Source organism: Pseudoalteromonas sp. A41-2, from assembly GCF_015767615.1.
Lineage (GTDB): Bacteria > Pseudomonadota > Gammaproteobacteria > Enterobacterales > Alteromonadaceae > Pseudoalteromonas > Pseudoalteromonas lipolytica.
This window is the reverse complement of the sequence record NZ_CP065231.1, coordinates 647,827-660,372: the sequence shown is the minus strand read 5'-3', so window position 1 is coordinate 660,372 and position 12,546 is coordinate 647,827. Positions and strand designations below refer to the sequence as shown.

The 12,546-nt window shown below is 43.0% G+C and carries 10 protein-coding genes; 4 read left to right on the top strand and 6 right to left on the bottom strand.

Annotated features, from left to right (window positions below; genetic code table 11):
• Positions 1 to 10 precede the first annotated feature (10 nt).
• Positions 11 to 931, bottom strand: a complete 921-nt coding sequence (locus IT970_RS03175; protein ID WP_036970843.1) for an ExeA family protein — start codon at positions 929 to 931, stop codon at positions 11 to 13.
• A 195-nt stretch (positions 932 to 1,126) separates the two neighbouring features.
• Here IT970_RS03175 and IT970_RS03170 point away from each other — a divergent pair, with 195 nt between their 5' ends.
• Positions 1,127 to 2,236: a tRNA nucleotidyltransferase gene (locus IT970_RS03170; protein ID WP_065978028.1), complete on the top strand. Its 1,110-nt coding sequence runs from the start codon at positions 1,127 to 1,129 to the stop codon at positions 2,234 to 2,236.
• On the opposite strand, the gene IT970_RS03165 is transcribed toward IT970_RS03170, so the two are convergent.
• From IT970_RS03165 to IT970_RS03150, 4 genes are all read right to left on the bottom strand, one after another.
• Positions 2,224 to 2,685 (bottom strand): Lcl C-terminal domain-containing protein, encoded by a 462-nt coding sequence (locus tag IT970_RS03165; protein WP_227006851.1) that lies wholly within the window; start codon positions 2,683 to 2,685, stop codon positions 2,224 to 2,226. The two genes, IT970_RS03170 and IT970_RS03165, sit on opposite strands and share 13 nt — an antisense overlap.
• A 61-nt stretch (positions 2,686 to 2,746) precedes the next feature.
• A complete protein-coding gene (locus IT970_RS03160; protein WP_074988864.1) occupies positions 2,747 to 4,423 on the bottom strand; it encodes an Lcl C-terminal domain-containing protein in 1,677 nt (558 codons plus the stop codon).
• Between the two features lie 89 nt (positions 4,424 to 4,512).
• Positions 4,513 to 4,845: a hypothetical protein gene (locus tag IT970_RS03155; RefSeq protein WP_036970853.1), complete on the bottom strand. Its 333-nt coding sequence runs from the start codon at positions 4,843 to 4,845 to the stop codon at positions 4,513 to 4,515.
• A 23-nt stretch (positions 4,846 to 4,868) separates the two neighbouring features.
• Positions 4,869 to 5,585, bottom strand: a complete 717-nt coding sequence (locus tag IT970_RS03150) for a DUF2982 domain-containing protein (protein WP_036970855.1) — start codon at positions 5,583 to 5,585, stop codon at positions 4,869 to 4,871.
• 241 nt (positions 5,586 to 5,826) lie between these two features.
• Between IT970_RS03150 and IT970_RS03145 the strand changes: the two genes are divergently transcribed.
• The 3 genes from IT970_RS03145 (at position 5,827) to msrA (ending at position 10,600) form a co-directional block, all read left to right on the top strand.
• The gene (locus IT970_RS03145) at positions 5,827 to 6,879 is read left to right on the top strand and encodes an efflux RND transporter periplasmic adaptor subunit (RefSeq protein WP_036971758.1); all 1,053 of its coding nucleotides are present in this window, start codon (positions 5,827 to 5,829) and stop codon (positions 6,877 to 6,879) included.
• Between the two features lie 3 nt (positions 6,880 to 6,882).
• On the top strand, positions 6,883 to 9,981 hold the full coding sequence (locus IT970_RS03140; protein ID WP_182396132.1) for an efflux RND transporter permease subunit: 3,099 nt from the start codon (positions 6,883 to 6,885) through the stop codon (positions 9,979 to 9,981).
• A gap of 85 nt (positions 9,982 to 10,066) precedes the next feature.
• Positions 10,067 to 10,600 carry a peptide-methionine (S)-S-oxide reductase MsrA gene (msrA, locus tag IT970_RS03135; protein ID WP_196857597.1) on the top strand — a complete coding sequence of 178 codons (534 nt, stop codon included), beginning with the start codon at positions 10,067 to 10,069 and terminating at the stop codon, positions 10,598 to 10,600.
• Between the two features lie 60 nt (positions 10,601 to 10,660).
• Here msrA and IT970_RS03130 read toward each other — a convergent pair whose 3' ends face one another.
• The gene (locus IT970_RS03130) at positions 10,661 to 12,514 is read right to left on the bottom strand and encodes a TonB-dependent receptor domain-containing protein (RefSeq protein WP_036970860.1); all 1,854 of its coding nucleotides are present in this window, start codon (positions 12,512 to 12,514) and stop codon (positions 10,661 to 10,663) included.
• Positions 12,515 to 12,546 lie beyond the last annotated feature (32 nt).

Below are 12,546 nucleotides of genomic sequence, written 5' to 3'. Positions count from 1 at the left end.
TGATCACTCGTTATATTAGGTAAGATAAACCAATACCCATACCCAATACGGCTAAAAATGAAACAGGATAAAGCCAAACATAACTTGGCTCTTTGTTCGCAGTTGACGAAATAGGCGCACTGCTTGGCGGTAAAGCTTCAACTGCTGAGCGCATGACAAGCTCACTATCAATGCTCAGCTTTTGCTGTGAAAAAGCTCCGACTAAGCAGCGCTCACACAATAAATTAATAAGCCTTGGCACCCCTTCTGTTACTTGGTAAATCGCTTTTAAGGCATCAGCAGAAAAGAGAGCTTGTTCAGTACCTGCTTTGAGTAAACGGTGTTTAACATAAGCAAATACTTGGCCTTCGCTAAGCGGTAATAAGTGGTAACGCGCCGTAATACGTTGAGCAAGTTGTCTAAGTTCGGTGCGTTTTAATAGCTCTTGTAGCTCAGGCTGCCCAACTAACACTATTTGTAGTAACTTTTTATGATCTGTTTCTATATTCGTCAATAAGCGTAATTGCTCAAGCACATCGGGAGCCAGCAATTGTGCTTCATCGATAATTAAGATGGTATGACCGCCTGCTAAATTATTCGCCTCAAGATGCTTTTTAATCACATCTGTTAAGGTTTTTAATGTTGCATTTTCGCTGTCATAGTCAATCTTAAGTTCGTCGCAAATACTGGCTAGCAATTCAAGTTGAGACAATGCCGGGTTGTGAATTTGTGCGACTTGCGTGTTTTCAGGTAACTGCTCTTGCAGACTTCTGGTTAATGTTGTTTTACCTGTTCCCACTTCGCCGGTTAAAAGTACAAAACCGCCGGCTTCACCTAGTCCATAAGTAAGGTGCGCTAAGGCCTCTTTATGACGCTCACTAAGAAATAAATATTCAGGATTAGGGGCAATCGAAAAAGGTTTTTCTGACAAGCCAAAATAGCTTAAATACACCGTGATGTTCCTTGCGTTTAAAATCACGGCCTATAATGGCAAAAAACTACGCGACTTAAAACCTTGTTCGTACGTTATACTAAAATTACTTTAAGATAAAAAACACGGCCCCGAATAAAGCGCCTGTTTTTTGGAGTTTGGGTATCGCTGGCAAATAACGTAAAATACCGAAAAGGTAAAAATAATAGGTGTACTATGCAGGTTTATTTGGTCGGTGGCGCTGTAAGAGACGCACTGTTAGGTCGTGAAGTAAAAGAACGCGACTACGTTGTCGTAGGTGCAACTCCCGAGCAACTAATTAAACAAGGCTACCAACAAGTCGGCAAAGACTTTCCTGTTTTTTTGCACCCAAAAACAAAAGAAGAATATGCACTTGCCCGAACTGAGCGGAAACAAGGCCAAGGTTATACGGGATTTATCTGCGATTTCACGCCCGATGTCACTTTAGAACAAGACTTAATCCGCCGAGACCTAACTGTTAATGCGATAGCGCAAGCCGAAGATGGCACATTAGTTGACCCTTTTGGTGGGCAAAGCGATATCGAGAACCGTTTATTACGCCATGTTTCAGATGCGTTTTCTGAAGATCCGTTACGTATTTTACGAGTCGCCCGATTTGCTGCTCGTTATCATTACTTAGGCTTTTCTATTGCGCCAGAAACAGAACGTTTGCTTATTGCGATGGTAAAAGCAGGCGAGCTTGAAACACTCACAGCGGAACGAGTTTGGTTAGAATGCGAAAAATCTCTTAGTGATGGCGCATTTGCAGAGTTTTTAAATACTCTCTTTAAAATTGGAGGCTTACATGTGATCAGCCCCACGTTAGAATCACAGTGGAGTGATGCATTGTATCAAACGATGCAAGCGCGCTTTGATTATGCCAACAAGCACTCTATTACAGACACAGCATTACTTTTTAGCCAAGTGACACTCTCGCTAACAGAATCTGATATTCACACAATCGCACAGCAGATCCGTCTACCAAATGAAGTGCGTGATGTTGCTCTTAACACTGTTGCTCATCGTTCAATATTGACTGACAAGCAGCCGGATTGTGACGCACTGCTAGGCTGTTTTAACCGACTTGATTTATGGCGTCGTCCTGAGCGTTTAAACGCCGTACTCAAGGCGTTAGAAATAAGTGAACAAAAGCCAGTGGCATGTATAACACAACTACACCAAGTGACTGAACAGGCAAGCGCTGTCGATCCACAGCAATTTATCGCCCAAGGAATTAAAGGGGCCGACATAAAAACCGCGCTTGAAAACGCGCGGCTATCTATCATTAAAAATTATTTTTCATAACGTACGAGTCGCAGAAATACATCGGATTCTTTAGCGTGAAGACTGTTTATGCCTTTATCAAACTGATAAACCCAAGCAAGGTCTGTTCGCTCTTTTCCTGATGTGCTGCTCCAGTAATTTTGCAGCTTAGTAGCAAGAAAGACACTTTCGTTAATACTCGGCTGCACGCATCGATGCTCTAAAATGCTGGCTAACTCTTTTACATTAGGCACATGCCAATCAGAAAAACCGGCAAGACGCGTATTCTTTGCACCGCGTAATGCTTCACCCCAGGTTAGCTGCTGGCTGGTGCCTTCACATGTTGCCGTTGCACTATTGTAAGTTTGTCCAAAGCTACAACGTTGCCACATTAAGCCTGTTTCTACATCACTTACCGTGCCATTTTCGTTAATGACAAAGCGGCTGTCTGGGGTCGTTTGCGTTACCGCATCGTAGCAAACCTGCGCCATAGCAAATGTAGGCTGTGTTGCCAGTAAGGCAACCGATGCATAGAAAGATAGTTTACGCATATTATTCTCCCGGTGTTCTTACTAAGCGGACAAAGGCGGTTTTCCCTTTCGGGTAGGCCAAGTCGTTTGCGCTACTCATATCAATGATATATGCCTGCGACAAACTGGTACCATCCACAGCGGTTTGTGATGTCCAATACGGCATAAACGGGTTGCCATCATCGCTTAGCTGAATATTGCTTGGCTGATTTGGAAAAAACTCACTGTTGAGTAAGCTTGCTTCACCTTGTTTAGCGTAATCCAGTATTCCAAGAAGTTCGGTATAGGTGGGAACACGCCAATTAGTGCCGCCGCAAAAATCAATCGCATTCACTTCATTCACATACGTTTGTAAACCACACGCAGTGTTACTTGGGCACGTTGAGTTTGCTGCACCTTGAACACTGCCCGTTTGTACCCCGTTATTACTATTTAAATACCACGTGTAATGATTTGTTGCTGCACGGTTAGTGGTTGCCGGTGGCAGTGTGGCACTTGCCGCTTTTACTTCCCAAATTAAGCCTGTCACGTTATCGCGTACACAACTAAAGTTTACTGCGTCGTCTGGCAGCTCATCCGCAAATTCATTTAATTTTGTAAAATCAAATGCCAAGTCACCTTGGCCTACTTTATCAAGTTGATTAGCAACACTGTCACGCCCTAAATCTGCATCTTGAGCTGGGAAGTTGTCACTTTTGCAGTTAATTTTTTGCGTGTTGTTATAGCAATCGCTCATGCCCGTATCATTTATAAGGCCGAGGGGTTTAGGGCTGATACCAATCACTACCGTATCTGTATCACTGCGCGATTTACTGTCGGTTACGGTAACCTCAAAACTAAGTTCTGTGTCGGTATCAACATCAGGGGCAATGAATGTGGTGATACATTGATTTTGATTTGCAAGGGTGACTATTTCACCCGTTAGTTGTTCCCAATAGCACTGCTTGGTTGCAGTCACAATTTCACTGTTACTTGCATCAAGCGTAACGGTATCAAACTCTATAACTTGCTGATCTTCCCCAGCGTTAGCAATGATTACTTCAAGGGTTTTATTAAGCGTAAATGACTGTTCAGAGCTTGCAGAGCCCCCTTCATCATCGGTCACTGTTAGTCGCCATGTCATTGGCGTGTTTGATTCTAGCAGCGGGTGAGTAAAGCTAATCGTTTGATTATTAAAGCTATCAACGGTTAAATCTGGGCCCGAAAGCTGAGTCCATAAGTAACTGTCTATCGAACCATTTTCATCAATATCGACAGACTCTTCACCACTGAGCACAATAGTATCATTGTATTTTGAGGGCAGTTCTTGCGGTGCAGTTTGCGTGATCACGGCAACAGGCAGCTGGTTATTAGAGGTAATGAATATGCTTACTTCATCACTGACTAACTGACCATCACCCGTTTGATAATTAACTTTAAGTACGAGCTCTGAGTCTCGCTTAATATCAGGGGCAGTGAGAGTTTGCTCAGCACCTTCTGCTGGGAACCCCTCTACAACAGGGCCACTTACTCGTTGCCACGTAAATGTTCCATCAGCAGGCGAGCCCTTAGCCAATAATGTAAACTCGCTTTTTTCAATAATTTGCTGATCAGCTCCAGCATTAACTGTCGCAGCGATTGGTGTTGTGTCACTCGACCCACCGCCCCCACAGGCTGTGAGTGTCGTTAATGCAACAACTACAAGAGGCACTAATCTCATGTTTACCACCTTAAAATGCAACGTTGGCTTTATAACCAACGGCCAAATAAGAAGATAACTAGCAAGTAAAGTGCCAAGAACACCCTAAATTATAAGTAACTTTCTTGATGAATACGCACAAACAATTTAGTGCCAATTTTACTGTAATCTATCTTATATTCTCGGCCATCAAGGGCTTGAATGAACAATAGACGTTTTTCTTCTGCAAAAACATCAGGGCTGGTGATGTAAACCATTTCGAGGTAACGCTCTTTTGCTTCACGACGGTTTTTTGGCAGATCTTCTTTAAACGGTTCAAGACCATTTTGTGTCACTTTTATACGTGGGTGGGTTTCGCCATTCACAATTACTAAGTCGAGTTTTTTATCTTTATGAATAATTGTGTTTCGACCACTTTTAATAAAAGAACGTTCTTGACTCATAGCCTTTTCCTACTTACTGCCACCTAATTACTTACATCTTTCTGTAAACGAGTATTGATAAATTCACTAGGGTTTAATTTCCAACGATTCAAATCTGCACTGAATTGCCAAATATCAGTATCAAGTGCATTGGCAGGCAACAATAAATCGTACCCTGTCAATTGCCTCAAATGCTGCGTACGATTAGCAAACATGGCAATCAATCCTTTGTAAAGCTGACCACTAGGGGCAGTGTAGTCCGTCTCTTCAACTAACCATTCTGATGGGCAATTGCCATTTTTGCAATGTTTTTGAACAACTTGCATAAATATATGACGTTGTTCTATTAATAATCGCCCTGCAATTCGGGGGTGAATCTGAGTTAAAAATTCATCTATGTTATTGAGTTTAATACCAACTGCGTTTAACTCAAGGTATTCTAAGCCTTGTTCCACTTTTGGGACGCCACTGTGGTGAAAGTTTTCTCGTTTTAATTGCCAATGCCCAACTTTATGATGATATATAAGCAACTGATTAGTATAGGTAAAGCTATAATAAGGCTCTTGTGTTTTTAAAAAGCCGACAAATATAGCAGCAAGGCAGCTACTGACTAAAAAAATTTCCACTATACTAATCTCACCGGGCCGTAGCAGGTTAAACAGCATAATGAATACAAGCCCAATGCCTCCGACCAATAAAAACTCAATACCATGTCGCGAAGCCTGTGCCCGTACCTTTAAAATCGCGTTTTTGTTATCCATACACTGAAAAGTAAAAAATAAACATTACAATTGTGACCAAAACAATCTTTCTAAGCGTTAAACAATACGGACACTTGGTTTGTTTACTCATACTTACACCTCTCTTCTCATAACAATTAAGGAACAAATACGCTGAACTTTTAACTTTTACGCCAAATGCACAAATATATGAGATACCTGACATACGGGGCACGTACTAATTTTGTACACTACACTCAACTAATTTTCTGGTAACACGATGATGTATTCGACACAATCTGGTAAAGCGCTTTTTCCTTTTATTATTACCCTTTTGCTAGGGTTATGTATTTATTTATATTTACCTTCAAGCCAAGGCGAGCAAAGCAACTTTGGAGACCGTTCAACCCAGGTTGTCGCACATACCGTCACGGCTGAAGAAAATGCCGTTTTAATCGAAGCGATAGGCAGCGCGCGCGCGAATCAAGCGATCTTCATTCGCAGTGCACAAAACGACTATGTGACTGATATATTTTTCAATGATGGCGATTTAGTAAGTAAAGGTCAAAAACTAGTTCAGTTACAAGCACAACAAGAAGAATTAGCAGTAAAAGAATTGAGTATCAATTTACGTGAAGAAAAACGCCAACTAGACCGCTTAACCGAACTATCACGTTCGCAAGCAACCGCTAAATCGTTACTTGAAGAGCAATTGTCTCGTGTAGATGCCACCGAAGCTCAGCTTGAAAGCGCCAAAACTAAACTGGCAGAAATGACCATTAAAGCGCCTTTTTCAGGCTTATTAGGTAAGCGTGAAATCTCGATAGGTACTTATGTTAATAGCACCACCAATATTACCACTCTCGATGATATCAGTATTATAAAAGTGGACTTTAAAGTTCCTGAAAAATACCTTGCGCAACTGCAGCTAGGCATGAAAGTCATGACTCAAAATGATGCTTACCCAGGAAAAACCTTTAACGGCAAAGTCACGCACATCAGCTCACGCATTGACTCGGTTACTCGCAGTGTTGAAGTGACGGCCAGTTTTACCAATTCAAGCGGTTTATTACGCCCTGGCATGCTGTTAAACACTGCATTACAACTGAGTTCAAACCAAGCACTCATGGTGCCTGAAAAAGCAGTAATCCCTCAGCAAGATAAACACTATGTATTCAAAATTGAAGACGGGGTTGCCAATAAAGTTGAAGTACATGTAGCGGGACGTCATAACGGGTGGGTTGCCATCGATAAGGGTCTAACAGATGGTCAACAAGTCGTGACTGAAGGCATTATCAAAATTCGCACTGGCAGCAAAGTTAGTATCAAGGGCTAAACCATGAAAATTACAGATACTAGCGTTAAACGTCCGGTCTTTGCGATCGTAATAAACTTACTGTTACTTACCTTTGGTCTCGTCGCTTTTTCGATGCTACCACTGCGTGAATACCCTGATATTGAAACCCCGATTGTGAGTGTAAGCACATCGTATACTGGGGCCAGTGCAGAAATTATTGAAACCAAAATAACCCAAGTGCTCGAAAATCGTATTTCGGGTATTGAAGGGATTAAAAGCATTAATTCGTCAAGCCGTAATGGCCGCTCAAACATCACTATTGAGTTTAATATCAGTCGCGATATCGATGCCGCATCAAACGATGTGCGTGAGCGTGTAGCACGTGCGCTTGATAGCCTACCAGAACAAGTACGCCCACCTGAGGTGTCAAAATCGAACAGCGATGAAAGTCCAATCGCTTGGTTTGTCCTTAATAGTTCGACAATGGATTCGTTGCAACTTTCTGACTACGCACAGCGTTTTATTGTCGACCGTTTAGCCGTAGTTGATGGTGTGTCGAATGTACGTGTCGGTGGTGAGCGTAAGTACGCCATGAAAATTTGGCTAAACCGCAAGGCCATGGCGGCGCGCGGGATTACCAGCAGCGATATCGAGAATACCTTACGCACAGAAAACGTTGAACTGCCCGCTGGTGAGATTGAATCGATTGACCGTGATTTTACTGTGCGTACAGCACGCAGCTATAAGGATCAACGCGACTTTAGAAACCTGGTTATTAAACGGGGCGACGACGGCTACTTAGTGCGCCTAGGTGAAGTGGCCGATGTGCATTTAGAAGCCGCTGACGACGAAAGTTTATTCCGTGGTAATGGCCGTAACATGATTGGTTTAGGCATTGTAAAACAAGCAAAAGCGAATACCCTTACGGTGGTAGACAATGCCCGCGCCGAACTTGAGAAAATAAAACGTAACCTACCTGAAGGTACCACGATTCAAGACAGCTACGACTCGTCAGTGTTCATCAAAGAATCGATTAACGAAGTGTACCGCACACTCGCTATTTCAATGGCCTTGGTTGTCTTAGTTATCTACTTATTCTTGGGGAGTATTCGCGCGACTTTAGTGCCCGCAGTTACTGTCCCTGTGGCACTCGTTGGTAGCTTTATGTTCTTGCTTGCCATGGGATACTCAATCAACTTGCTTACCCTACTCGCTTTAGTGTTAGCCATTGGTTTAGTGGTCGACGATGCCATTGTAATGCTTGAAAACATTCACCGCCGTATAGAGCTTGGTGAGCCACCTTTACTTGCTGCCTTTCGTGGGGCACGTGAAGTAGGCTTTGCCATTATTGCCACCACGCTGGTGCTTATTTCAGTGTTTGTGCCACTGGTCTTTATGGATGGCCGTATTGGCGCATTGTTCACAGAATTTGCCATGGCAGTGAGTGCGGCTGTGTTTTTCTCAAGTATTACAGCGCTAACCTTGTCACCAGCGCTGTGCTCAAAGGTACTTAAAGCCTCTGAAAAAGAAAGTAAATTTAGCCAATGGATGGATAAAACATTTGCCAAAATTGAACATGCGTATCGTAATTCACTAGCATCAAACATGAGTCGAAAATGGAGCTTGTTGCTCACCATGATCATGACAGGCGTTGCCAGCTTCATGCTATTTCAGCAAATTCCTTCGGAACTGACGCCAAAAGAAGACCGCGGTACTTTCTTTATCATGATGAGCGGCCCTGAAGGGGCAAGTTACGAAAATAACGCCGCTAATATGGCTAAAATCGAAGAGCGTTTAATGCCATATTCAGAGTCTGGTGAGTTGAGCCGTGTGCTCATTCGTGTACCTGGCTGGGGCGGCCAAGGGGGTGTTGCAATCGTTGGTATGGCCGATTGGGATAAACGAAAACGCTCAACATGGGAAGTGATCGATGAAATTAGTGGAAAAATGCAAGAAGTGACCGACATTCGAGCCTTTGCTATTATGCGCAGTGGTATTGGTGGCGGTGGCTCATCACGTCCAATTGAGTTCGTATTACAAGGTAACGATTACGACCAATTAGCCGATTGGCGTGACCGCATTATTAAACGTGCTGAGAAAAACCCAGGCCTTGTGCGCATTGACCACGACTATAAAGAGACATTCCCACAGTTTTTAATCAATATCGATAAAAACAAAGCCGCTGATTTAGGCGTGTCTGTATCCGATGTAGGCCGCACTCTTGAAACCATGCTAGGTCAACGTCGAGTGACAACCTTTATCGACCGTGGTGAAGAGTACGATGTGATCCTAAAAGGGACCAAAGAAGACTTTGCTAACCCGACGGATATCTCAAATATCTACTTAAAATCACGTAGTGGTGAACTCGTGCCGCTAGATAGCCTCATTACGCTAAAAGAAGAAGCGACTGCATCACGTTTAAATCGCTACAACCGTATGCGTGCGATTACTCTTAGCGCCAACTTAGCTGATGGCTACACCTTAGAAGAAGCACTGAACTTTTTAAATCAGGTTGCCGCTGAAGAGAACGACATTGATGGCGCCATTGATTACAAAGGTGAGTCTCAGCTGTTTTACGAAGGTGCATCAGCGATGACCTATGTGTTCATCCTTGCACTGACAGTGACGTTCTTAGTGCTTGCAGCCCAGTTTGAAAGTTTTATTCACCCACTGGTGATCATGCTAACCGTGCCACTCGGTTTAGTTGGGGCCTTATTTGGTTTATGGTACACAGACTTAACGCTAAATATTTACAGCCAGATTGGTATTGTGATGCTAATAGGTTTAAGTGCTAAAAATGGTATCTTGATTGTTGAATTTGCAAACCAGCTACGAGATAAAGGCGTTGAGTTTAACGAAGCCATTACACAAGCTGCTACGCAGCGTTTACGTCCCATTATTATGACCTCATTAACAACCGTAATGAGCTCTGTACCGCTAGTACTCGCAAGTGGTCCGGGTGCAGAAAGCCGTATGGTAATTGGTGTTGTGGTATTCACTGGGGTAATTGTGGCAACCTTACTCACCTTGTTTGTTGTGCCCGCTGCGTATACTGCCTTTGCGCGTAATACACAGTCACCAGAGTACTTACAAAGTAAACTGGAACAGCAAGCGAAAGACAAACCGTTAGAAGAAATTTAGACGCTCTGTAGCTTTCAATAAAACGCCGTCTTTACGGCGTTTTGTTTTTTCAGCTATAGTCAGCAAAACAGTGAGGGAGTAAAACATGAATAACAACATACAAATAGCCACATTGGGTGGTGGCTGCTTTTGGTGTATTGATGCCGCATTCAGACGCGTCAAAGGCGTATTAAATGTAAGCTCTGGTTATGCTGGCGGCGAGATTGAAAACCCCAGTTATCAGCAGATTTGTACGGGGTTAACCGGACACGCCGAGGTCGTACAACTGGACTTTGATAGCAGCATTATTAGCTACAATACCTTACTTGAAATGTTTTTTACGCTGCACGATGCGACACAATTAAACTGCCAAGGTAATGATGTTGGCACACAATACCGCAGTGTCATTTATTATCATGATGAACAGCAAAAAGATGAAGCAGAGGCGATGATAGCAGCCTTACAAAAACAAATTCGTGAGCCGATTGTCACCGAGCTGAGCCCGCTTACAAACTTTTACCCAGCAGAGCAATACCATCAAGATTACTATAACGAAAACCCGAACCAAGGTTATTGCAGTATTCTTATTGCCCCTAAACTTGAAAAGTTCGCTCGTTATTACGCCGATAAATTAAAATGAAAAAAGCCCGCTAAGTAGGTAGCGAGCTTTTAGACGCAGAACTAATAATTTCCTTTATTATTAGAACTGATAACGGGCACCTACAAATAAGCGACGCTCTGGCGTATTGTAGTAATAAAATTCGTCGTTGATGAAATCACCATCGAGATCTTTCCCATACGCATCAACGGCGTTATATTCTCTATCGAATAGATTTTCTACGCGAAGTGACACGGTCAGGTTATCGGTTGCTTGGTAATGGCCCACAAGGTTCCATAACGTGTATGAAGGTAAGTGTGTCAGTTTGCCATCTCGATCACCGCGATATTGCATATCAATACCAGCATCAAAGTCGCCCCATGCTTTATGTAATGACCAATTCACGCTGTGTTTAGATACATAGGTCAATGCATTACCTGTTTCAGTATCCTCTGCTGATAGGTAGGTAAAATTGAAGCTGTGATCAAAACCTAGCACTTGGTTTTTAAAGCTAAATTCAACCCCTTCGTGGCGAGCTTGATTGATATTCGTTGGTTGCCAAGCGCCGGATGCATTTGGTGCCCAGGCAATTTTGTTATCTATTTCACTGCGGAAAATAGCGATATCTAGGCTGATATCATTCACATTAAGTGATAAACCTAACTCTTGGTTATCTGATGTTTCAGGATTGAGTTCTGGGTTACCAGAGCCGGGATAATACAGATCATTAAAGGTTGGTGACTTAAAGCCGGTGCTTTGGCTTAAGCGGAATGTCGCGATATCATTTAGATGATAACCGACCGCTGCCGTATAGGTTGTTTCGTCACCAAATTGTTGGTCATCATCTTGTCGTACCGTTAGATTTGCCAGCACGTGCTCATCATCGTAGTAAGCCCCAACAAACGCAGCGAATACCTCACGACTGTCTTTTAGATAAGTGCCAGAATTAGTATTTACTTCATCTTTATACCAGTTTAAACCACCGCTAATTGTTAAACTTTGATTTAAAAAATATTGGCCGTTGTAATCGATTTGCTCACGTTCTGTCTCAAACTTATCAACCACCGTTGCACCAGTGTAGTCGATACGCGAGTCATCTGAACTGTCGCTAGAGATTGCAATATCAATCGCATGGGCGTGTTTTTCGAATGCTTTTTTCCAACCTAATGAAGCTTGGTAGTTTTCGAACTCACCTTTTTCTACTGTACTATCAGCAGGACTAAAAGAGCTATCGTATTGCGCTTCACCTTCTGAGTACTGACCCTGTAATAAAAGCTCCCCTAGTCGCTCATTTTGATAGCCTAGGTTAAAACCAAGGTTTTTATTTTCATAGCCATCTTCATCAGGTGCTACACCTTGCAATACATCAAAGCCGTCTGTTTTTTCGTAACCTGCATTAACAGAAATATCGACGTCTGCAATCTGACCACCAGTAGCCACTTGGTACTCTTGGTAAGAATCTGAACCAAAGGTGACATCCAAAGTGGTATTTTGTGCTTTACGAGTAATAATATTGATCACACCCGCTAACGCATCTGAGCCATACACAGCAGCACGAGAACCCTTAATGACCTCAACGCGTTCAATACTGTTTAACGGAATATTGCTAATACTTTTATAGCCCAGCGTTGCCGAACCTGTGCGTACACCATCAATTAAAATAAGCGTATGACGTGAGCTGGCACCCCGAAGTGAAACACCTGAACTTTGCCCAAAACCACCATTAGCATTAATTTGGAAACCGGCTTGTGTTGCCAGTAAACTAGGTAAGTCGCGAACATAGCTTGCATCGATATCAGCACGGTCAATGACTGTAACGCTCGCTAAGACTTCATTAATAGATTGTTCGAATTTATTGGCAGTCACTGTGATGTGCTCGATTGATTGCTCATCCGCAGACACAGAAAAAGACAACGCAGCAGCAACCGCTACGCCTAACGTAGATTTATTTAGCATGATATCCCCTAGCCTGTGCCCACCGCACACGC

Bases quoted from the DNA above. Each gene is read 5' to 3' on its own strand.
- IT970_RS03155 (WP_036970853.1), bottom strand. From the start codon at position 4,845: ATGAGTCAAGAACGTTCTTTTATTAAAAGTGGTCGAAACACAATTATT.
- IT970_RS03140 (WP_182396132.1), top strand. From the start codon at position 6,883: ATGAAAATTACAGATACTAGCGTTAAACGTCCGGTCTTTGCGATCGTA.
- IT970_RS03165 (WP_227006851.1), bottom strand. From the start codon at position 2,685: ATGGCGCAGGTTTGCTACGATGCGGTAACGCAAACGACCCCAGACAGC.
- IT970_RS03150 (WP_036970855.1), bottom strand. From the start codon at position 5,585: ATGGATAACAAAAACGCGATTTTAAAGGTACGGGCACAGGCTTCGCGA.
- IT970_RS03170 (WP_065978028.1), top strand. From the start codon at position 1,127: ATGCAGGTTTATTTGGTCGGTGGCGCTGTAAGAGACGCACTGTTAGGT.
- IT970_RS03145 (WP_036971758.1), top strand. From the start codon at position 5,827: ATGTATTCGACACAATCTGGTAAAGCGCTTTTTCCTTTTATTATTACC.
- IT970_RS03130 (WP_036970860.1), bottom strand. From the start codon at position 12,514: ATGCTAAATAAATCTACGTTAGGCGTAGCGGTTGCTGCTGCGTTGTCT.
- IT970_RS03160 (WP_074988864.1), bottom strand. From the start codon at position 4,423: ATGAGATTAGTGCCTCTTGTAGTTGTTGCATTAACGACACTCACAGCC.
- msrA (WP_196857597.1), top strand. From the start codon at position 10,067: ATGAATAACAACATACAAATAGCCACATTGGGTGGTGGCTGCTTTTGG.